Source organism: Bifidobacterium callitrichos DSM 23973, from assembly GCF_000741175.1.
GTDB lineage: Bacteria > Actinomycetota > Actinomycetes > Actinomycetales > Bifidobacteriaceae > Bifidobacterium > Bifidobacterium callitrichos.
The window spans coordinates 211,608-231,953 of record NZ_JGYS01000003.1 but is presented as its reverse complement, the minus strand read 5'-3'; the positions used below and the strand labels follow the sequence as shown (position 1 = coordinate 231,953).

Here is a 20,346-nt window from a genome sequence, read left to right as displayed (position 1 = left end):
CTTCCGACGCCGGAAGCCCCGACCAATCCCAATCATCCGATTTTTTCAAGGAGACAATCATGGAAACCGCAATCATCGAACGTCCCGTAATGACCGACGAGAGCATGGACGAATCGAACATCGTCATGCTGGACGTGGGTCTCATCGACCCGAACCCCGCGAACCCGCGCCGTGACGTGGGCGACGTGTCGGAACTCGCGGATTCGATACGCGCGCAGGGCATCCGGCAGAACCTGCTCGTCACTCCCACGCCGCGGGGACGCTACCTGCTCGTCATCGGGCATCGTCGCCTCGCCGCCGCCAAACTCGCCGGATTGAGCCGGGTGCCCGCCGTGGTGGCCGATTTGTCGGAACGGGAGCAACGCGAGCTCATGCTCGTGGAGAACAGCCAGCGCGCCGACCTGACCGTCATCGAGGAGGCCGACGGCTATCAGGGGCTTCTCGATTTGGGCGTGGGCGTGGACGAGGCGGCGCAACGTACCGGCCGTTCCGTGTCATTGGTGCGCCGACGCCTGAAGATAGCCGCCATCGGCGAGAACGCGCGAAGCAAGGCCGGAACCGCCCAGCTGAGCATCGACGACTGGGAAACCATCGCCGACTTCGACCGGTATCCGGACCTTCAGGAACGGCTCGCCGAGGCGGCGGGCGGCAAGAACTGGAACATGGCCGTCAAGCACGCCCGGCAGGAGCGGACATGGCGCGAATGGCTCGACACGGCGAGAGCCGAATTGGAACGCATGGGCATCGACGCGGCCGACGAACAACCGAACACGGACGGCTGGTATGACTCGCCGAAGGGATTGCGACGCACCACGATGCTGACCACGGGCGACATCGCCAAGGCCATCGACGCATGGCGCGACTCCCATGACGGTGCCACGCCCGTCGTGGGGGTGCGGGCCGAAGGCGCGTCATGGGCGCGCGGCATCGTCCTGTACGAGACCGTGGACGAGGAGGCGGAGACCGCGGCCCGCGAGGCGCGGGAGGCGCGTTGGCGAGAGGAACGGGAACGCGAGGAACGCGAGACGGCACCGGCCAAGGAGTTCGCGCGGGCAAGCCGTGATTTGCGCATCGCGTTCGTGACGCATCTCATGGAACTGAAATCCCAGCCGAAAGGCATCGGCAGGGCCGTCGCCCTGCTGTCCGCGAGATTCGCGCTCGATGCGCTCACCGAGGGATTCGACCAATGGGACAGTCACGCCGAAGACGTCTGGGGGCAAATCACCGGCATCGACACGACGGGCGACGGCGCCGATGCCGAGGAGCCGGAGAGCGAGGCCGAAGACCCGTTACGCGCGTCCGTCACCGCGATGATTGCCGGCGACCCGCAACGGGCCGCGTTCGGACTGCTCTACGCGTTGGCCGAGGAACGCGTCAGCTGGGAAACGTGGCGCGGCGCGGCGACCATCGCGGAACACGCCGCGCCACTGTACGAGGCTTTGGAAACGCTCGGCTACCGCACCTCGGACACGGAGACCGAAGCCCTCAACGGCTCCCTCGCGCCAATCGATGACGACGACAATGGCGGGGATGCCGGCATAGGGCAGGACGGCGAACCGGACGACGACGGGACGTCGCAGACCGACGACGCATCCGGCGAACCGGAAGACGCCGAATAGACGACGGACTGGGCGGAACCGGAATACGGGTTCCGCCCAGTCCGGGCGCGGACGGCGAAACGTGACGGCGCATGCGCGCCCGCACCTGCCGGAGCCAAGCGGCGGCGGGTGACGCTCAGCCGTGGCGGGCGGAGCGTCGTCGGAGCCGCGCGTCGCACCAATCCATGAGCATGCTCGCAAGCACGGCCGTGAGGAACGCGGCGACGATTAACGTGAAAGAGCCGTCCAATGCCGGAGCGTCCGAGCCGGCGAGGAAATGCATGAGCAGGAACGCCAGCATGAGCAATCCCGACAGCATGGCGAACGCCGTGAACACGGAATTCGCGAGGAACACCACGAGCCGCAACGGGTGCGCGAGCAGGGCAAGGCACGAGGCCACGCCCCGCATCAGCGTGCGTATCACGCCCGTCGCCAGCGACAGGCCAAGCATCACCAGCAGCATCGGCATCGCCGTCACCTCCCGTATGTCGCCAATGTCATCCAGCGTAGCCGCCAGGACGCGGGAAACCGAATCGCAACCCCTCCGGGTCCAATCCAATCGAACCGGACGTGTCAGCATCCATGGCATCAGCCGCATTCTCCGTTGCGGCGTTGTCCTTCGTCAGGGCAGTCTCCGGCGCATCGGCGGCGGATGCCGGTCGGCCGCCGGATTCGACGGCCGAATCCGCGCCATCATGGATTTCGCCATGGCTATCGGCGGGATTGGCATGTCCGTAGTCGGGCGTGACGGCATGGAACGCCATGCCCGTCTCCCTCGGCTCCATCCTGAGCGTGCGCACAAGCTGGGCGCGCGGCATGTGATGGTCGTCGCAGAACGACTGGGCGGCGTCGCGGAATCGTTCCGCGGCCCAGCGCATGTCGTCCAGCAGGATGCCCAAACGCGACAGTTCGCCGCGTTTGCGCCGAAGCGCCTCCAACTCGGCATCCAATGCGTTGTCGGCGATGGCGCGCATCGCCCGGTTGCGTTCCCTCGGCTTCGCCATGACGGTCTCCTCACGGTGATTGTTCTTCGTTGCCCCGCATCGTAGAACGACGCCGGCCATGATGCCGGCGGACACGAAAACGGAACCGGCACCGGCATGCGAAACGTGACATGGAGTCCGCCGCGCATGGCGTGGCACGAAGGTGAAACTGACCGGTGCCGCAACCATCCCTCCCCGGAGGGGCGGTTGGTGTGCAGCAAGCATCGCCGGTGTACGTACACCGGCGCGGCCCCGCGAAGCTCGGGGCCGATCGCGGGACACCCGTGGAACCCGATATGAGGAGGCGCCGATGGGCTGGAAAGGCAACCGTTCCAGGACGATCCGCAAGACGGTCACGTTCAGCGAGGAGGAATGGCGGTGGGTGGCGGACTCGCTCAAAGTGGAGAACCGTCAGCGTATCCAAGCCGGGCTCAGGCCCGTGGGATGGATGGCGTTCGCCCGCAACCGGATCAGATGCGCCCACCGCGTCAACATCACCGTGCCCGCGAACCTGCATGACGTGAGCGCCCAACTGGCGAGGATCGGCAACAACGTCAACCAGATCGCCCGTCACGCGAACACCACGCGGGAGACGGACCTGGCCATGCTCTCGCGCGTGTTCGACGAGCTGCGCCAGGCGGAACGACTGGTCGCGGGCCTGAGCATCCGGGTGGAGACCGACGTCGACCCCAAAGGGGTGCCCGAATGGCTGTAGTCAAGATCGGCAAGATCAAAAGCACGCTCGCCCGCAGCATCGCCTACGTGACGAACCCGGCCAAGACCGACGGCTACCGGTGGGCCTCGACCACCGTCGGCGATGACATCACGGACGCCGAGTCCATCGCCCGCGGCTTCGAACGTGCGTTGGACGCCACGAAAGGCGGCTCACGCCGACGGGGCGCCGTGTTGGCGCTGCACGTGATCCAATCGTTCGATCCCACCGACCAGGTCACGCCCCGATTGGCGCATCTGATCGGGGAACGGTTCGTCCGGGAGATCACCGGAGGCACGCACGACTACGTGATCGCCACCCACACCGACAGGTCCCACATGCACAACCACATCCTCATCTGCCCGGCAGACCGGATTACGGGCAAGGCCCTGCGTCTGCGGAAAGGGACTTTGGGCGAATGGCGGAAGATCAGCGACCGGCTGTGCCGCGAATACGGGCTGCACATCCTCATGCCGGAACAGTCCGGGCGCGTGGCCCCGTCGATCGGGGAACTCCACCTGAGCGCCAGAGGCGGCAACCTCAAGGACCGGCTGCGCACCAGCATCGACACGGCCTGCATGAACGCCCATGACTTCGCGGGATTCCGCCGCGAACTCGCGACGCTCGGCGTCAACGCGACCGTTCGCGGCGGACGCATCACCTACACGTCATGCGGGCAGACCCGCGGAATCCGAGACCGGCGACTGGGCGTGGCGTACAACATGCTCGCCGTCATGGGCAAGATCCACCGGCGCACGCTCAGCGAGATCATCTTCCATGAGGCCATGATCACCCGTCGGACGGATACGGCGGTGACCGTGCGGGTGCCCGGCACGCACGGACGCCTGCACCTGGCAATACCGTGCGACCGGCTCGTGCGCGACGGAAGGATCTGGCACGCCTACCTGTCCGACGACGTCAGACAGGTGCTCACCGACGGGAACGGCGGCTATGTGCGGTCAACGGACTGCGAGAGCCTGTACGCATGGTTCGCACGGCCCGCGCTGCGACTTGAGGACTACTGTCGGCAACGGTTCGACGGCCGGGACATGACCGGCGTGAACGGGCGCGCGCTGCGTCAGGCGATCGCCTGCGACCGGCTCGCCGACAGCCTGCGCGAGCTCAATGTGCTCGCCCAAGTCATTGATGAGGGCGACGGCCGATTGGCGACGCTCGGCCGACTCACCGACTCCGTCGAACGCAACGCGAAGCACATGCGCGCCCTGATCGCGCTCATCGCCGACAACCACGATCAGGGAGCCGACGCCACGGGACTGGAAGCCCAGCTCGCCATCGAGGAGCAGGAGACCCGCAACCTGGCTTCCGACGCCCTCGCCCTGCGCCGGCTCATCGCCCGCACCGCGCCAGCCTCCGAACGCTCCGACGGCGCACGGCGCGCGCAACGCCGCGATGACGGGCATCGTGTCCGCCGCAGGAACCGGTGAGCCGGCGGAAGCTGGAACGCAACGAACCACGACGGATGACGGGAGAATCCCATGGCGGCCGAGGACCAGGCACAGGAACTCATGATGCGCGTCAGCGAGCAAGGCACACGCGTCATCATCGACGTGACCAAATACGGGCTCGACAAGGCGCTGCACCTGCTTGGCATCGGCGTGCACGCCACCGGCGAGACACTGCGGCGCATCAGGACCACCGGCAAGGTGGACGGCAAAACCCTGCATCGCACCGGCGAGCCGATCAACGTGCAGGAAGTCACCGGACGATACGCCCGGCAGCTCGAACACGACCTGAAAAAGGCCGGCATCACCTTCCACATCGAGCACGACCGCGACACCGGCCGCACCTTCCTCCACTTCCAAGGCAGGGACGCCGACGAGGTCAACCACGTCGTCTCGCGCATCGTCGAGCGCCTCAACCGGGAACTCGCCCAACAGGAGACCGCCACGATTCCCGAACCCGGTGGCGCCGACCACGCGCAGCCGTCCATGGAGACGACGCCGATGCCGGAACGGGAGGAGCCGAACCCGTTCCTCGAACCATCCGACGACGCGCTGCGCCTCGCCTTCGACGCCGAATCGCCATCGAACGGCCGGTTCGACTTCCGCACGGTGCCCTGGGACCGTGACGCCGCGATCATCACCGACCAGCTCGACCGGCTCCACATACCCCACCACACGCAACGGGTCGCCGACGACACGGTGCGCTTCACCTACCCGGCCGGCCAGGCCAGACGTATCGCCGACGCGATCGAATCCCTGACCGCACGCTCGCGGGGCCTGGACTGGAGCCGCATGGACATCCCCGCCCCGGACGGCGGCGTGCGACGCCCCAAAACCAAACAACAGACCCTGAACGACATCCGCAAGCGGGCCGGCAAACGCATCGAAGGCCAACGCCGCACCGCGCCCTCGAAACAACGCACCCGCACCCGGTGAACGGATGCGCGACGACCATGACCGGAAAGGAGCATCGCCATGCCCGAGCTTTCAGCCAACGCGCGTTGGCTCATGGACAACCTCATCGACAACGACCGGCAGGCCCTGGCGGACATCGCACGACGCGGCGAGCAATACGCGGCCGCCGGCATGCCGCAGGACAACCGGCTGGACCAGGTCGCCCGCATGGTCGTCGATGACGCCATCCGACGCCACAACCAGGCATGGCCCGACGCCGCGATCGGCTTCCCCGCGCCGGACCTCGACCAGGCCTCCGACGAGATCGCCCAACGCATCCGCACGCAGGCCGCACGATCATGGAACACGCCCGACGCCATGCAGACGCCGACGCAATGGCAGCCCGAACATCCCGGGAACACGCATACCCCGGCCCCGGAGCCAAAGCAGGACGGGACGGCCGTCGGCCGTCCCGGCGGCGAGCAGCCGACGCAACCCGCGGCCGGCGGAAGAACAAAGGAGATCTGGCCGCGCGTGAACTTCCCCAACAGCTACGTGCACCTGTACCGGATGACCTCCAAGGACGGGCGCACGTTCGACAAGATGCGCGTGGCGATACCGCAAGGCACCAGCATCCGCGGCGTGGACCTGACCGGATGGCAGCTCGACCGCTTCCTGACCGACCATGCACGGGACGCCAAACTGAACGGGCGCGACGTGACCGTCAGCTTCAAACCCGGCGAACCGGTGGAACTGTGGCGCGGCAAAGGCGAACAACGCGAGACCATGCGCATCGACGACGCATGGCAGCTGTGCCGCGCCGTCAAAGCGCAACGCATGGCCTACGCGAGGCAACACGCCGAAAACAAACCGGTCACCGCCACCGGCACCCGAACCGGCGAGGAACCGCCAGCAGCAGCACCCGGCCCGGAGAACCCCGAACAGGCGGCCGCGCAATCCCAGACGGCCGGCAAGAGCCGGACGCTCGACGCCATCAAGGACAGGGCCAAACGCCGTGCACAGACACCATCCACCACGCCGGCAAGAACGCAGGCGCAAACACAGACAAGGAGCCGATGATGGCGGAAGACGATCTGACGATCAACGTATGGGTAGGCAACCTCGGCCGATACAACGAGGGCACGCTCATCGGCGGATGGCTGCGCCTGCCCACGGACGAGCAGCGGATCGACCGGTTCCTCACCGAACAGGTCGGACTGACGCTCGACGCGCAGCAAGCCTATGAGATCGGACGCCAAGGAGGCGTCGTCTACGAGGAATACGGCATCTTCGACCACGAATACACGGGACTGCTCGCCGCACTCGACTACCGGCCCGGCGAATACGAAGACATCCACGCCCTGAACACGCTCGCACAAGCCGCCCGGATCTTCACGCAAGACCAGCCCGAAGCATTGGAGGCGGTACGGCTGGCGGCCGACATGAACAGCGTGCACGACCCGATCGGACTGGCGAACCTGCTCGTCCAATCCGAGGACATCGAATACATGACCTACGACCTGCCGCAAGGCATCACGCAGGAGAACACGCCCGACCTGGACGAGATGTACGGCTGGCATTGCGTCAACCAAAACGCCGAACTCGCGAAACTCCTTGACGGACCATACGGCATGTACTTCGACGTGGCGAAATACGGGCGCGACGCCACCATCAACGACAACGTCACCCTCGCCGACCAGGGGTTCCTGCTCGACGCCACCATCCCCGACACCAAACGGTATTCCGGTACGGAGCTCAAGCAGATCATCGACGCCTACACCGACAGCGAGCCCGGCCTCGACGCCACGATGCCGACGGTCTCCGATGCATTGCAGATGGTTGAACGCTGGGGAGACACGCACGACAACGTGATGCGATCGGACGACGCCACACGCATCACCGAACGCATCATGCGGGCCAACGACACCGATGACGAAACCCTGCGCCGACAGGTCCAAGGCCTCATCAAACCGGTGGCCGACCAGCTGGACGGCGACATGCCCTCAGGCTCTGCCACGTTCGCCAGACTCATCGCCGAACACGCAGCAGAACGCGCCAATCCCGACCAGATGCCGGCACGGGAACCGTTCCAGCTCGAATCACTGCTCGAACCCGGCGAACGCATCATGGAATACACGCTCTCCGGCACGGCGACGAACTGGGGGGCACCCGTCTACCAGTGCATCATGCCCACCGATTCCACCGACATCAGCGCAGGATTGGAGGACACCCTCCAACGCATCATCGCCGACCGGACCGGACACGGCGACGCCGCCGCGATACTCGCCGAAACCATGGGCGCCAAGCCCGCCGGCGAACTCGACCCCGCCGACGGCATCACCCCGATCGACCAGGGATACGCGCTGCCCGCACCCCTCACCTCCTTCAACCCCAAACCGGCGAAAGAGGAAGAGCCAAACACGTCGAAAGGCAAGGACACGGTGCTCGACGGCATACGCCAACGGGCCAGCCAGCGCGCCGACGACCCCACAGCCCATCCATCCGCACCGGACCGGACGAAGACCCGCAACCGATAAGCCGCCGAGGAGACCAGCATGACCACCATGGACACCGCCTACCGGCAACTGCAGGACGAACTCAAACGCCTCGGCTACGAGCTGCGCATGGAAGGCTTCGGCATCCTCCAGCCCCAAGGCTCCTACGGGGACATCGAACCACCGTACCGGCTCGTCACCCTGCGCGAGATCCCCATCGAACCGTTGCCCGAATGGTCGGCCGACGTGCACCCGCACGACATCACCTACCGGTTCGATGCCACGCGATACCAGCACGACCGCGACCAACGGGACACCGTTGACGTGCGCGACTACGAAACATGGACGCGCACCGTATGCGACGAACAACACGTGCAGGGCCGCGTGCTCATCGACATGGACAAAACGGCGGAGGAACGCATCGCCGACCTCGCCACCGCAATCCACTACATCCAATCCGCGAACCCCGCATGCCGATCCTACCCGGTGGACCGCAAGACCCGACGCAACGAACTGCCCGACCGCACTCGCATCAGCCAGCCGATTGATGACTACCGGGACCCGTGGAGCATACGGGTCATGGCCGCACGGGAACAGGCCCTCGACACGCTCGCCTCCAAACACGTTCGGGTGGCCAGAGCCCGCGCCGAATCCGACGCGCTCACCGGAGGCGGCCGTGACGCCCGCACCATCGGACGCGACGCCATCAACGCCGTCCAAGGCAAAGCCCCGAACATCGACAAACCCACCAGAAAACGCAGGCCAAGCCGATGAGCGACGCCCGATACCCGCAGGCCTATGCGCGCGGCATCCTCACCGATGACGCCAGATTCCACACCGACGGCAACGGTAGGACGACGGCAACCCTGACCGTAAACGCCGGCACCATGGACGCGCCGCTCATCATCCGCGTGCACGCAGCCGGAGACCATGCGGCATACCTACGCGAACAGGGTGCGCTGCAGGGGCGACGGCTCATCGTCCACGGCATCATCCATGAGGAGGAAACCGCCGACGAAGCATACATCCTGGCCGACGAAATGGCCCTGCACACCAGCGTCAAGGACACGCTCCCGTGAACACGGCGCGAACGATCACCATCATCGGCGCAGATGAGAAAACCAACGGCGCTCCAATCACACACGAAATCCCCGCCACCTACGATACGGGAACACCTGTGGGACGCATCCTTGCCGCGATGTGCGACGGAGGCGACACCATCGAGAACCGCCAAGGCCTCACGCGCATCACCATCGCCGCCGACGCGGGAAACAGACAGCCGACGCCCGGGCACGATGAACTTTTGCCGGCGGACACCGCCGTCATGCAGCCTGCGGCCGACGATCCGCCATGGACCAGGGAACAAACGCTCACGAACATCCGCGTCCGCGCCGAACACCGCGTCAACAGCCGGATTGCGCAGCCGGCCGATGCCCCCGCAGGCGATGACATGCGACGAGCCATGACACAGCACCGCGGCGGCTTGGAAAGAGACAGGGGAAACCAATGAAACGTCTGCAAGCCATACTGCCCGCGGCCATGGGACTGTTCACGCTGTTCTGGCTGGGCGACAAGATCGGCTACCAGATACGCGCCGACCTGGATGAAGGCATGAGCGTGATTGACCTGATGAACAGGTTCTGGCTCGACCTGTACCATCCATTCCACCTGTCCACGAACCATACCGACCTGCTGTGCGGACTCGCCGCAACGGGCGTCGGCCTGCTGATCTGGGCATACAAGTACACGGCACGCCTGAACCTGCGCAGCGGCGAGGAACACGGCTCCGCACACTGGGGCACCCCGAAGGACATCAAACCGTTCATCGACCCCGTGGAATCCCACAACATCCGATTCACCGCGACCGAACGGCTCTCCATAGACACACGACGCACCCTGCGCAACCTCAACGCGCTCCTGCTTGGCTCATCAGGCTCCGGCAAAACCCGCTACTACGTCAAACCCAACCTATTGTCCGTGGACATGAACTGGGCCGTCACCGACCCCAAAGGCGAACTCAAACGCGATACGGAACACGCCATGCGCGACCGCGGCTATCAGGTCAACACGCTCGACCTCATCCACCTCGACCGATCCGACCGGTTCAACCCCATGCGCTACATCGACTCCAAGGAACCCCAATCCGCGATCCTGCGCCTGACCGACAACCTCGTCACCAACGCCACCGGAGACCGCAAAACCGGAGACAGCTTCTGGCAGGACGCCGAAAAAGCACTCCTATGCGCCCTCATCGCATGGACCTACTACACCGAAAGCAACCCCACCCTCAACCAAGTCACCGACACCCTCGACCGCATGGGAGCCAGCGAACAAGACGAAGACAAGGAATACATCATCGACGCGCTCTTCGCCGAAACCCAAACCGAAATCCACCGCATGCGCGAACATCCCGACGACTACGACGCGGAAACCCGGAGAATGCTCGACGGGCTCGCGTTCGCATGCGCCCAATACAACACGTTCCTCAAAGGCGCCGGCGAAACCAAGAAAAGCATCATCATCACCACCGGCGTCCACCTCGCACCCCTCCAAGTGCGCGAGGTACGCCGGATTCTCGACGGCGACGACATCCGGCTCGAAACCCTCGACCAAGGCAAACGCATCATCTACCTCGAACTGCCCGACACCAATGCCACGTTCTCCTTCATCGCCAGCGTCTTCTACCAATGCCTCTTCGAAACGCTTGTACGCAAAGCCGACGCCCAACCCGACGGCGTGCTTGACCGCGACGTGCACTGCATGCTCGACGAATTCGCCAACATCGGCAAGATCCCCAACTTCGTAAGGCTCATCGCCACCATACGAAGCCGACGCATCAGCTGCAGCATCATCCTTCAGACCGTCAGCCAAGGCAAAAGCCTCTATCGGGATGACTGGGAGACCATCGCCGGCAACTGCGACAGCCAGCTCTTCCTCGGCGGCAACGAACCCAGCACCACCAAATACATCAGCGACCGGCTCGGAGACCAAACCATCGACGTCATCGAAACCAGCGAAACCAAAGGCCTCAACGGCAGCTGGACACGCAGCACCCGCAAGAACGCGAGAAAACTCCTCACCCCGGACGAACTCGGGCGCATCCCCACTAGCCAGTGCATCTACCTACTCAGAGGCATACCACCGTTCCTCAGCGAGAAGTTGTGTCATCTATAGATGACACAACTTGTATGTATCGGTCAGTCTCTTGAATATGCATGAAATCATGCATTAAATGCAAACAAAAAAAAGATTATCCCGATATTGACGGTTCTCGCAGTGACGAGCTTGACGCTTCCTGCGAATGCATATGCGTATGGAAGCGACAATGTGGAGATGCAAGAGATCCAGCAGACGCTTCATCAGTATTCGCAAGAACTATTAGCCGAATATCATTCGCCGCGTACGAGGTCCAAACTGAACATCCCACTTACCGCGGAGGAACAAGCCAAAGAGGGTCTTATCAGCAAGAATGTTGAAGTCGTACCGACAATTAGAAGCATTCAATCATCAAATGACGGAGAGTATCTGATTGATGCAGATATGACCGTGAACGTGAGTCTGGACGCAGACTCGGATACTGTTATTTATGTTAATGGTAAGCGAACGGACCATCTTGACCAGAGTTGGACTTCTACGCATGTCATGGAGCTTGCCCATGTGGGAAGGCAGCGAGGGTATTCAATTATTAGCGACAAAGTGATTGATGAACAAGATTCACCGGAATATGCCGACGCATCGGATGAATTGCCGACCGAAGACAAAACACCTGCTTCTTTGGATGAAAATGGCGCATTAGAAAGTGAGGCACTCAATAAGGCTCAGACATATGCCTTCGGGGACAACTCCGTCGGAGTAAATTATATTAAGGCGATGAATTATGCCGATAAATGGACGAGTCCTGAAAATAAAGATAAAATGAATCCTGCGTATCCGTCTTTTGGCTCTAACTGTACAAATTTTGTCTCGCAGGCTCTTCATCAAGGCGGAATGACGCTGACGCGGCTATGGAATTACTCTACTGTAATGCCGGATAAGCTGACAACACGCGCTTGGATGAATGCGGATAGCAATTATTCGTACATGAAGCATTATTCGCATAGTTATGACAGTTTGGATAATGTTTGGAAAGCATGGCAAGGCAGCATATTGTATGTCGATTGGACCTCAAATAATGAAATCGATCACGCTATGTTCGTTGTGGGTGTCGTCGTAAAAAAAACGGCAAAGCCAATCCAGTCATAGATCAGAAGACGGAGAATCGTCATCAAATCACGTTGACGGAGTCGTTGCAGCATGCCCATGAACAAGGAAAAAATAATATGACCTGGTATGGGCTTCAATATCGTTATGACTGAGAAAATGGACTCTGGCTGTCATGAAGAGTAAAAGGTATTTTCAGATTATATCAGTCATTGCCCTGATATATGTCTGCATGACGGGCGTACTGATGTTTCAGGTGTCCGCGGCATATTCTCAGTGGGAAGAAGACCAAGTTTTCTGGAATTTAGCGACTTTAGTCTCAGCAGAGACCGAAAAGGCGAATGCGCAAAAATTTGGATTAACTGAATTTGAAAGACCTGAACTTCCAGAATATGCAGATCCGTCTCATAAATACAGTATATTCGCATGGAAATTGCTGAAGGAGAAGAACGATATCATAGCGAGCGATGAGCTCATGAAGCAACAGACGGAATCTCATCTTGAATACGCGAACAGTGTTCTTAATGAATACAATCGTCGCAATTGATGAGATAAGGGCTATTCCATGAATTCTGTGGGATAGCCCTCGTCTTTTTATTCTTTAGAGTCTCTTTAATCTGGTCAAGTTGACCAGCCCGGCCGTGACTGCCAACGACAGATTGGTCGAATTCAACCGCAGGCTCCCTGATATGTTCGACATCGTCGAGACCGACTGGCCCGGAAACTCGACGAATACCGCAGCGCCGTCTCCTAGCCATTCTTGCAAAGTGATGTTAACCCAGCTGGTCGGGAAATGAGGGGATTGCTGATTGCTCAGGCACCTCCCAAGTGGGATTGCCTTGCGTGACTGGCGAGGATAAACCTTCCGATGATGGTGCGGACTGTCGGTTCGATGATTGGGGATCCGATCCTGACTGTGTGAAACCATCCGAATGGTCCGCATCAGATGTATCCTCGTTCTCTACAGTCGTCATGGAATCCCGGACGATTTGCATGACTTCGTTGAGGTCTTGGATGGTTCTGTCATAGACATCAAGACTCTGGTGGTCGCGCGTCATGAGTCGTGCATGGGTGATCTGCTCATTGAGTCGTGTGCGGGTGTTGTCGTCTCTGACCTTGTTCTCGGATTCTTTGTAGAGCCTATCGGCGTCTTCAATGGTTTGACTCAGTACGTTCTGTGCGTTGTCGATCTGTTGTTGTTCGTGTGATGCCTTGACCGTGTCAACTGTGTCATGCAGGTTCCTGATCTGGGTTCTGAGCTGGTTGTTCTCTCTCCCTATTTCTGCACGATTGCGATCGAGACGGTCGGCCGTCAGACTCGGATTGCAATTTTCTGTTGAGATTGATGGCTGATATTGCATGATTTTGGCGAGCAGTTCCAAAGACTTGGGATCCTGCACGTCTTTATCCTGGAGCTTCACATATGGTTCCGCCTGTTTCAATGCCTTGTCCCATGCAATCCGCACTATGTCAGCTTGCTTGATTGCATGATTGCATGACGTGAGCGCCTCCTGATGGTCATAGTTCTTCTTCGCCATGACAAGGCCTGTGGTTAATCCCGTTGCGATGACCGAAGCGAGCATGATGCCGGCGATGCGGGTAAAAGGGATATGCCGATGGACGGCCACCTCATCCGCATTGTCAGCAGATAATTCCGCCAAGGGCGCATCATCCTCGACATGTTCTCCGTCCTCCATCGGCATGCCTACCGTCGTTCCCGTCCGCTTGCCGGGCTTGGAGGCGAGAGTGTTATTGCTCCTCGTATCGCAAGGCGGCTCATCGTCGATGATGGGTGTGATGGGCAGCAGCCGATGCTCGGGTTTCCTGTCGGGCAACGGTTCCGGTGGAGCCCCAGCGGTTTCAGGATCTGCAATGGCATGCGCAGCCCACTGGTCGAGTTCCGGCCATGTACCGGGATGATCGCAGATTTGCGCAAGGAGATCCCAGTTGCCGGAATCGCTCATAAGATCGGAAAGCTCGCAAGGATCAAGTTTGGGATTGATGCGGCGCATGCTTCCTTCTTTCCCTCGGGATTAGTGGATGTAAGTGATGCTGGGATTGTTGGCCTGCTTTTTGGTAAGGGTTCTGAGCCATGCGTATGGGAGGCCGCCGCCGGATTCGCTGACGACGATGCTGCCGTCGTCCTTGATTTCCTCGACGATGGCGACGTGTCCGTAATCGGCGCTTGCGCCGAGATAGCCTTTGGCGAAGCTCGCCACGTCGCCGAGCTGTATGCCGCCGCCCGTCGGGTATCCGAATTTTCTGGCGCTTGACGCCCACATCCAGCCGTCGCCCATGTAACCGTCCACAGGTTTGCCGATCTGCAATCGGCGGGCGGCCGCCCACCATGTGCATTGGCCGATTTCATAGGTGGTGATCTTGCCTACGGGCGTGCCGGTCGCCGCCACGTCCACGTTTAGCGTTCCGGGCTGCATGACCAATGGCGGCGTGAGCTTGCCGATGGTTCGGCCTGCCGTGGCCGAGCAGCCGCCTCCCGCGTCGATGGCCAGCTTCACGTTGTCGAGATACCGTTTGGTGGTGTTGGGAATATCCGGGTATCTCATGAGATTGCCTTCGCCTGCGTTATGGGCGATGACCAAAGCCGTCAGATCGTCAAGCTCGGCGAACGGCATGCCCGGATGCTCGACTTTGAGTTGTTTGACGCCTTCCAGACGGTTTTTCAGGTATATGCCGCCGTAATGAGCATGGACCATGGGGGCGGTAATGCCTTCAGGCGGCGTCTGGTCGGCGCCTTCGGGATGTACGCCGCGCCATACGCTCCTGTTCATCTGCAACAATCCCCATGTTCCGCCGTTACTGTCGTCGGCATACGCATCCGGTCGGAAACCGGATTCCTGCTTCATGATCGCCGCGATGAAATCAGCGCTTAATCCGCTCGATCGAGCCGCCTCACTAACCCATGGCTTCGCCTCGTCCGGGACTTCGATCACACGGGCCTCGCAGCCTCCGTCATCTCCGACGGCAACGGTGGGGATGAACCACAGCAGCAGACTGAAGACCATCAGTACCGCCGCCGCGCCCAATAGAAATGGAATGCTGACCGCAGTTGATGCCGATGCCGCAACACCGGCCTTCACCGCCGTCATAGTCCGAGAAACCGTCTGCGTGACTTGTCGTGCAATCTGCGTCGAAGCTCTGGCAGCGGATTTGGTCCCGTGGACACCCGATCGTACGGTCTTGCCGAAACGCCTCGTACGTTTGGCACGAACCGAAGCCGTTCTTCCTGCCATGGCACGTGCCGTTGAACCTCTTGCGGCATGTCTTGTGCGAATAATGCCGGTCACGCCGTCGCGTACCCGGTCTGCAGGGACCATTGGCAACAACAGATCGTCGTCCTCGCTGGTCTCCGTCTGTGTCGATTGCGATTCAAGCACGGACCGTGTCGCCTTCACACCACGGTTCAAAGCGCTGACGGTTGTTGTGCCGATTGGGCGCGATGCTTCGGATTGACTATTCCTGATGGTGGTTCGTGGCCATTTTAGCCCGGTCAGCATTGGGCCATGGGAGAGTCCATTGACATGACGGACTTTCAAGCCATGAATCGTGCCGTTCGGCCGAACGAGATTGCGTGTGGCGTGGAATGAGTCGGAGGTGACGGGTCTCATTCGGGCTTCCGATCCTCGAATTTCGTGGTATACAGCCGGTAAAGCAGACTATCGGCATCGATGCGCCCGTCGAACGGTATGAACGCGGTGCCACTCTTGGCCATGCCCTGACCGGGTTGCACCCCGGTGAAGAACGCCCGCTGCTCATCGGACAGCCTCAGCAGTTCGCACAAGGCATCGGCATCCGTGGCGGTCTGGTTCAGCAGCAACAGGAAGTCGCTGTTCGCGAGCATCAGACGCGCATCCTGGTTGGCCAGCAGCTCCTCGATGTTCTGCGTGATGCCGGTGGGGCACAAGCCCCATTTACGGGCGCGCTTGTACAGGCGCAGGAAGTATTCGGCCGCATACCGGTTCGAGAACAGCAGATGGAACTCGTCCACCCACAGCCAGGTGCGTCGGCCGAGACGGCGATTTCTGACGACCCGGTTCCATATCTGATCCAGAACGACGAGCATGCCGAACGTGCGCAACCCCGTTCCCAGATTGGAAACGTCATAGACCAGGAACCGGCTGGACGTGTTCACATCGGTGGCATGAGCGAAGGCGTTCAGACTGCCGGTCGCGTAGATTTCCAATGCTCGCGCGGCATCACGGGCACCCGGCTCGTTCAAAGCCGCGAGACGATTATGCAGGGTGACGAGCGTGGGCATGCCCAGTTCCGGATGTTCCCGCACCTCGCGATACATGCCGATGACCGTACGGTCGATCAGACTGCGCTGCATGCGGTCGATTCCGTCCTGTCCGCCGATTAGCACGCCGAGCATGTTCAGCACGCTCGCGCATTTCGACCGGATCGGATCGCCTTCGGAATCATCCTCATACTCGATATCCAAAGCGTTGATATGCGCGCGCGACGATTCCCCGATCTCGACTCGCTCGCCGCCAAGACCGGTGCACAACGGCGTGAACTCACGTTCCGGGTCGATGACGATCAGATCATCGTCCGGACGGGTCAGATAGATCTGGGTGATCTCGTTCTTCGCCGCCTGGCTCTTGCCTGACCCGGTCGTACCCAAAACGAATCCGTTGCCGTTCATGCCTTTCGTACGGTCGATGACCACGGGATTGCCGGTGCGGGCGTTCGCCCCATGGAACACCCCGCCCGGCTCGAACAGCTCCTGCGACGTGAACGGTACCAAAATCGCCGCGCTCGACGTGGTCAGCGTGCGACGCATCGGCGGCAAAGGATTTCCCAATGGCAGCACGGCGTTCAGTCCCTCCACCTGCATGTAGGCCAAGGTCTCGGCCACACATGACTGTCCATCGATCGCGGCCGTCACGTCACGGACCGTCTGGTCCAGTTGCTCGCGACTGTCCGCCGACACGTCCACGATCATGAGGGAATCCACCAGACGGTCGCCGTTATGCTCCAGATCATCGCGCAGTTCGCCCGCCTGGGCCATGGATTCCTGAAGATCATGAGGCAGCATGTCCTCGGGCAGATGCTGTTTGCGGTTCTTGTGCCGCTCGTCGATGGCCTGCATGTCCATCTCGGCGATCGTCCGGTTCACGAGCTTCAACCCCTCGGCCTTGCCCCGCGGGGACAGATGGATGCCGACCGTGATGTCCGCCTTGATGTCCGTGATGGACGACACCAGCTGATCGCTCAGATAATCCGGGAAATCACGCACCAAAAGACACTGATGCCATACTTCCGTGGTGCCCGAGCTCAACCGGAGCCGACGGCGGTCCGACACGTCCACGGCGAACGGGGCCACGTAATCCTTCGTGGACATGCCATGCGATTTCAGGAAGCCGTCCTCGGTGAACGGGAACCGGACACCGTGCCGCAGCATCCCGTGCAGCACCGCCAGACGCGACTGACGGTTCAAACGGACGCCGACGCATCCGCCCACCGATCGCAGTTGCGCCGTGGCACGTAACGCGGCACGGTTCAGCAGCGTGACCGCACGTTCCCCATCCCGCTCGCGCAGCGTCAACGTCAGATACTTGTCCGTTACCGCGCCCTGCGAACGGCCGGCGAGACGCCGACGCACATTGCGGTTGAAGTCCCCGCGCAATCCATCCAACGCATCGCCTCGGAGCGGCATGGCGATGCTACGCGTCACCTCCTCGGGATCCAGCATGCGCGTGGCGACCGTGATTTGGACACCCATGTTCTCGCCGACCGAATTCAGGAAACGACCCCACCGGTCCACGACGTCCAGCTGCTGATCCTGGGTCGCGACCTGATAATTGATGTCGCTGATTCGCAGAGACACGCTCCACCGATCGCCGCCAAGGAACGCGATGCCATTGGACAGCATCGAATCATAGCCAAGCAGCTCCTTCGATGAACGAGGCATGCGGCGATTCCCGGACCGCCGGTTCCCGGCCTTTCCGTGTCGCTTGCCGTTGCCTTTGACCGCCTTGCTGCCGCTGATGTCAGACATGACGACGTGCCTTCCTTCCCTTGATTCGTCTACGGGTCTTCTCCTTCAACGACGGTTTGCCGGGAAACCTCGCGGGAACATAGGATTCAAGCAGATAGACCTTCGGACCGAAACGCTGGCGCAGCATGTATCCCAGATACCGTTCAGGCTTCAGTCCCTTCGGACGCCACCAGCCCCACAGCGCGAACGGCAGGCACACCGCAAACAGCAGATACGACCCTAGATCGGACAGTCCCAACGACCAGAACAACGCAGCCTCGCCTCCGCCCAGAACGAGCATGCACGCGGCGGCCGCCAGTTGACGCCAGCTCAACCCCCACATCACCTTCGCCTCGACATTGGCGATCTCCTTATATACGCGCATCTGCAACATGAAAGAATCCTTTCCCTGATTGGATCCGGTTTGTGATAGGCGGCTACTCGCCGCCGGCTATGGCCCGGCTGACACGCTGACTCACCGCGATCACGAAGAACAGCAGGATGCCCGCCATCATGAGATTGCCGAAATTGCCCGTCACCCACGCCACCATGCCCTTGTCCGCGGAATTCGGGATCTTCACGGCATCGACCACGATTCGCTGATAGAACACCAGACAGATGAACACGCACACCGCATTCACCGACGTGCGCGCATACGACTTGAAGAAACCCACGCCGATCGCCTTGGTGTCCTCATGCACCAGAAACGCGAACGGCAACGACTGAAACGCCGTCAACGCATACAACTCGATGAACCGCACATACAGCACCACCGTGAACACCACCGACGCCAACTGGGACAACAGCCACGGAATCACCAGCAGAAAGAACAACGCCGCCTGCCCCATCACCCCGGCATCGCGAATCTGGTCGCGCATCAGATCACCCAGCTGACCGCCGTCGCCCGTCGCCTCATACGACATCTGCGAGGACACGCCCTGCATGAGGAACTGCGTGGCCTGATTGAACATCCGAATGAACAAACCGGCGTTCTGCACGGCGATGAACACCAGCGCGATCTTGAACATGGTGCCGGCCACGATCTTCACACCCAGATCGCGATCCGCTTCGATGCGCGTCGAGTTGCGCGCCAGCTCCAACGTGAACATAACCGCGAGCACCACCGACGTCAGAGGCTTGACGGCGACTCCATGCACGTTCACCGCCAACTGGTAAAGAGCGGGATTCCATGTCTCCGGCGCCTGGGACAACAGCCCGGCAGTGATCGAACCGGCACCTCCGCCGCCGATCATGTTGAGCATGGCTACGATGAAGTCCTCCACGGCAGGCCCCGAACCAGCTCAGCCCAGAGCCACCGCGTTGAAAATCTGCGCGGCCGCGATGATCATGCCTCCACCCACGATCTGCCACAGTCCAGACTGCGTCTGCGGTCCATTATGATCCTTCAGGCCGCCGCCGAATGTGACGGCACCCCACACCAGCCACAAGCCACCGCCGATGGTGGCGAACCTGACGAACAACTGAAGCACCTGATTCAACAAATCCACGACGGCCTCCTCTGACGACGATCAAGGAGCCCGACAGGCGGCCTCCGTTGACACCCATCGTCAGGGAAAACCGGCAGGATAGCGGCGGACAAGAATGGTCTCGTTGTCCTTTATGTGCGGCGAGACCGTTTTGATCGGGACGAATAAAGAAGGAGGCGAGCAAAAAGCTCGCCTCCTCGATTCATGGAGTCAAATTCAGCGGAACCAGACCTGAGCGTGGTAACTGGTCGAGTACCCGTCATCTGCGTATGCGCGGCTGGACTGCAGAGTCCACACGGTGCTTGCTACGCGCCTGCCATGCTGCGCATAGGAGCGACCTTGGGTTCCTCCGTTGGTCCAAGTCTGGGCCAAGGCATAGTCCGTGCCGGCATGGAGAGCGTAGGTTCCGGCCGCGTTAGCGGCAGGAACGGTGAAAGCCATCACGGCTGCCGCAGCTGCGGCGACGGCTCCGACTTTGCCCAGCAGACCGATTTTGCTTTTGGTGGTGGTGTTCAT

21 protein-coding genes are annotated in these 20,346 nt (G+C 61.2%); 12 read left to right on the top strand and 9 right to left on the bottom strand.

Annotation, left to right across the window (positions count from 1 at the left end; translation table 11 throughout):
- The first annotated feature begins 59 nt into the window (after positions 1-59).
- Positions 60-1,619, top strand: a complete 1,560-nt coding sequence (locus BCAL_RS02860) for a ParB/RepB/Spo0J family partition protein (protein WP_044089056.1) — start codon at positions 60-62, stop codon at positions 1,617-1,619.
- Positions 1,620-1,734: 115 nt separating this feature from the next.
- Here the strand turns inward: BCAL_RS02860 and BCAL_RS02855 are convergent, their stop codons facing one another.
- Positions 1,735-2,067 carry a hypothetical protein gene (locus BCAL_RS02855; RefSeq protein WP_043164796.1) on the bottom strand — a complete coding sequence of 111 codons (333 nt, stop codon included), beginning with the start codon at positions 2,065-2,067 and terminating at the stop codon, positions 1,735-1,737.
- 28 nt (positions 2,068-2,095) lie between these two features.
- On the bottom strand, positions 2,096-2,602 hold the full coding sequence (locus BCAL_RS12120; RefSeq protein ID WP_052119034.1) for a hypothetical protein: 507 nt from the start codon (positions 2,600-2,602) through the stop codon (positions 2,096-2,098).
- Positions 2,603-2,891: 289 nt separating this feature from the next.
- Between BCAL_RS12120 and BCAL_RS02845 the strand changes: the two genes are divergently transcribed.
- The 11 genes from BCAL_RS02845 to BCAL_RS02800 all read left to right on the top strand — a co-directional run bounded on the left by BCAL_RS02845 (position 2,892) and on the right by BCAL_RS02800 (position 12,892).
- Positions 2,892-3,296, top strand: coding sequence for a MobC family plasmid mobilization relaxosome protein (locus BCAL_RS02845; protein WP_043164798.1), 405 nt, complete (start codon positions 2,892-2,894; stop codon positions 3,294-3,296).
- The gene (locus BCAL_RS02840) at positions 3,287-4,738 is read left to right on the top strand and encodes a relaxase/mobilization nuclease domain-containing protein (protein WP_044088992.1); all 1,452 of its coding nucleotides are present in this window, start codon (positions 3,287-3,289) and stop codon (positions 4,736-4,738) included. The genes BCAL_RS02845 and BCAL_RS02840 overlap by 10 nt, the downstream gene beginning before the upstream one ends.
- 51 nt (positions 4,739-4,789) lie before the next feature.
- Positions 4,790-5,692, top strand: coding sequence for a PcfB family protein (locus tag BCAL_RS02835; RefSeq protein WP_043164800.1), 903 nt, complete (start codon positions 4,790-4,792; stop codon positions 5,690-5,692).
- A 39-nt stretch (positions 5,693-5,731) separates the two neighbouring features.
- Complete coding sequence (locus tag BCAL_RS13670; protein ID WP_223847977.1) at positions 5,732-6,730, top strand: hypothetical protein; 999 nt, start codon at positions 5,732-5,734, stop codon at positions 6,728-6,730.
- Positions 6,727-8,187: an antirestriction protein ArdA gene (locus BCAL_RS12115; RefSeq protein ID WP_081887205.1), complete on the top strand. Its 1,461-nt coding sequence runs from the start codon at positions 6,727-6,729 to the stop codon at positions 8,185-8,187. The genes BCAL_RS13670 and BCAL_RS12115 overlap by 4 nt, the downstream gene beginning before the upstream one ends.
- 18 nt (positions 8,188-8,205) lie before the next feature.
- Positions 8,206-8,919 (top strand): hypothetical protein, encoded by a 714-nt coding sequence (locus tag BCAL_RS02820; protein ID WP_043164802.1) that lies wholly within the window; start codon positions 8,206-8,208, stop codon positions 8,917-8,919.
- Entirely contained in the window at positions 8,916-9,224 is a 309-nt protein-coding gene (locus tag BCAL_RS02815; RefSeq protein ID WP_043164804.1) for a hypothetical protein, read from the top strand. The genes BCAL_RS02820 and BCAL_RS02815 overlap by 4 nt, the downstream gene beginning before the upstream one ends.
- A complete protein-coding gene (locus BCAL_RS12110) occupies positions 9,221-9,655 on the top strand; it encodes a hypothetical protein (RefSeq protein ID WP_052119036.1) in 435 nt (144 codons plus the stop codon). The genes BCAL_RS02815 and BCAL_RS12110 overlap by 4 nt, the downstream gene beginning before the upstream one ends.
- A complete protein-coding gene (locus BCAL_RS02805) occupies positions 9,652-11,319 on the top strand; it encodes a VirD4-like conjugal transfer protein, CD1115 family (protein WP_043164807.1) in 1,668 nt (555 codons plus the stop codon). The genes BCAL_RS12110 and BCAL_RS02805 overlap by 4 nt, the downstream gene beginning before the upstream one ends.
- A 159-nt stretch (positions 11,320-11,478) precedes the next feature.
- Positions 11,479-12,387 (top strand): amidase domain-containing protein, encoded by a 909-nt coding sequence (locus BCAL_RS12575; protein ID WP_238549600.1) that lies wholly within the window; start codon positions 11,479-11,481, stop codon positions 12,385-12,387.
- Between the two features lie 190 nt (positions 12,388-12,577).
- Positions 12,578-12,892 carry a hypothetical protein gene (locus BCAL_RS02800; RefSeq protein ID WP_146143583.1) on the top strand — a complete coding sequence of 105 codons (315 nt, stop codon included), beginning with the start codon at positions 12,578-12,580 and terminating at the stop codon, positions 12,890-12,892.
- Between the two features lie 226 nt (positions 12,893-13,118).
- Here the strand turns inward: BCAL_RS02800 and BCAL_RS02795 are convergent, their stop codons facing one another.
- The 7 genes from BCAL_RS02795 to BCAL_RS02765 form a co-directional block, all read right to left on the bottom strand.
- On the bottom strand, positions 13,119-14,357 hold the full coding sequence (locus BCAL_RS02795) for a hypothetical protein (protein ID WP_223847975.1): 1,239 nt from the start codon (positions 14,355-14,357) through the stop codon (positions 13,119-13,121).
- 21 nt (positions 14,358-14,378) lie between these two features.
- On the bottom strand, positions 14,379-15,452 hold the full coding sequence (locus BCAL_RS02790) for a CHAP domain-containing protein (RefSeq protein ID WP_223847973.1): 1,074 nt from the start codon (positions 15,450-15,452) through the stop codon (positions 14,379-14,381).
- 515 nt (positions 15,453-15,967) lie between these two features.
- The gene (locus BCAL_RS02785; RefSeq protein ID WP_043164811.1) at positions 15,968-18,364 is read right to left on the bottom strand and encodes a VirB4-like conjugal transfer ATPase, CD1110 family; all 2,397 of its coding nucleotides are present in this window, start codon (positions 18,362-18,364) and stop codon (positions 15,968-15,970) included.
- The gene (locus tag BCAL_RS02780; protein ID WP_043164813.1) at positions 18,357-18,737 is read right to left on the bottom strand and encodes a PrgI family protein; all 381 of its coding nucleotides are present in this window, start codon (positions 18,735-18,737) and stop codon (positions 18,357-18,359) included. The genes BCAL_RS02785 and BCAL_RS02780 overlap by 8 nt, the downstream gene beginning before the upstream one ends.
- 43 nt (positions 18,738-18,780) lie before the next feature.
- Positions 18,781-19,626, bottom strand: coding sequence for a VirB6/TrbL-like conjugal transfer protein, CD1112 family (locus BCAL_RS02775; RefSeq protein WP_043164814.1), 846 nt, complete (start codon positions 19,624-19,626; stop codon positions 18,781-18,783).
- Positions 19,627-19,644: 18 nt separating this feature from the next.
- On the bottom strand, positions 19,645-19,851 hold the full coding sequence (locus BCAL_RS02770) for a hypothetical protein (RefSeq protein WP_025263185.1): 207 nt from the start codon (positions 19,849-19,851) through the stop codon (positions 19,645-19,647).
- 195 nt (positions 19,852-20,046) lie between these two features.
- Entirely contained in the window at positions 20,047-20,346 is a 300-nt protein-coding gene (locus tag BCAL_RS02765; RefSeq protein ID WP_043164820.1) for a hypothetical protein, read from the bottom strand.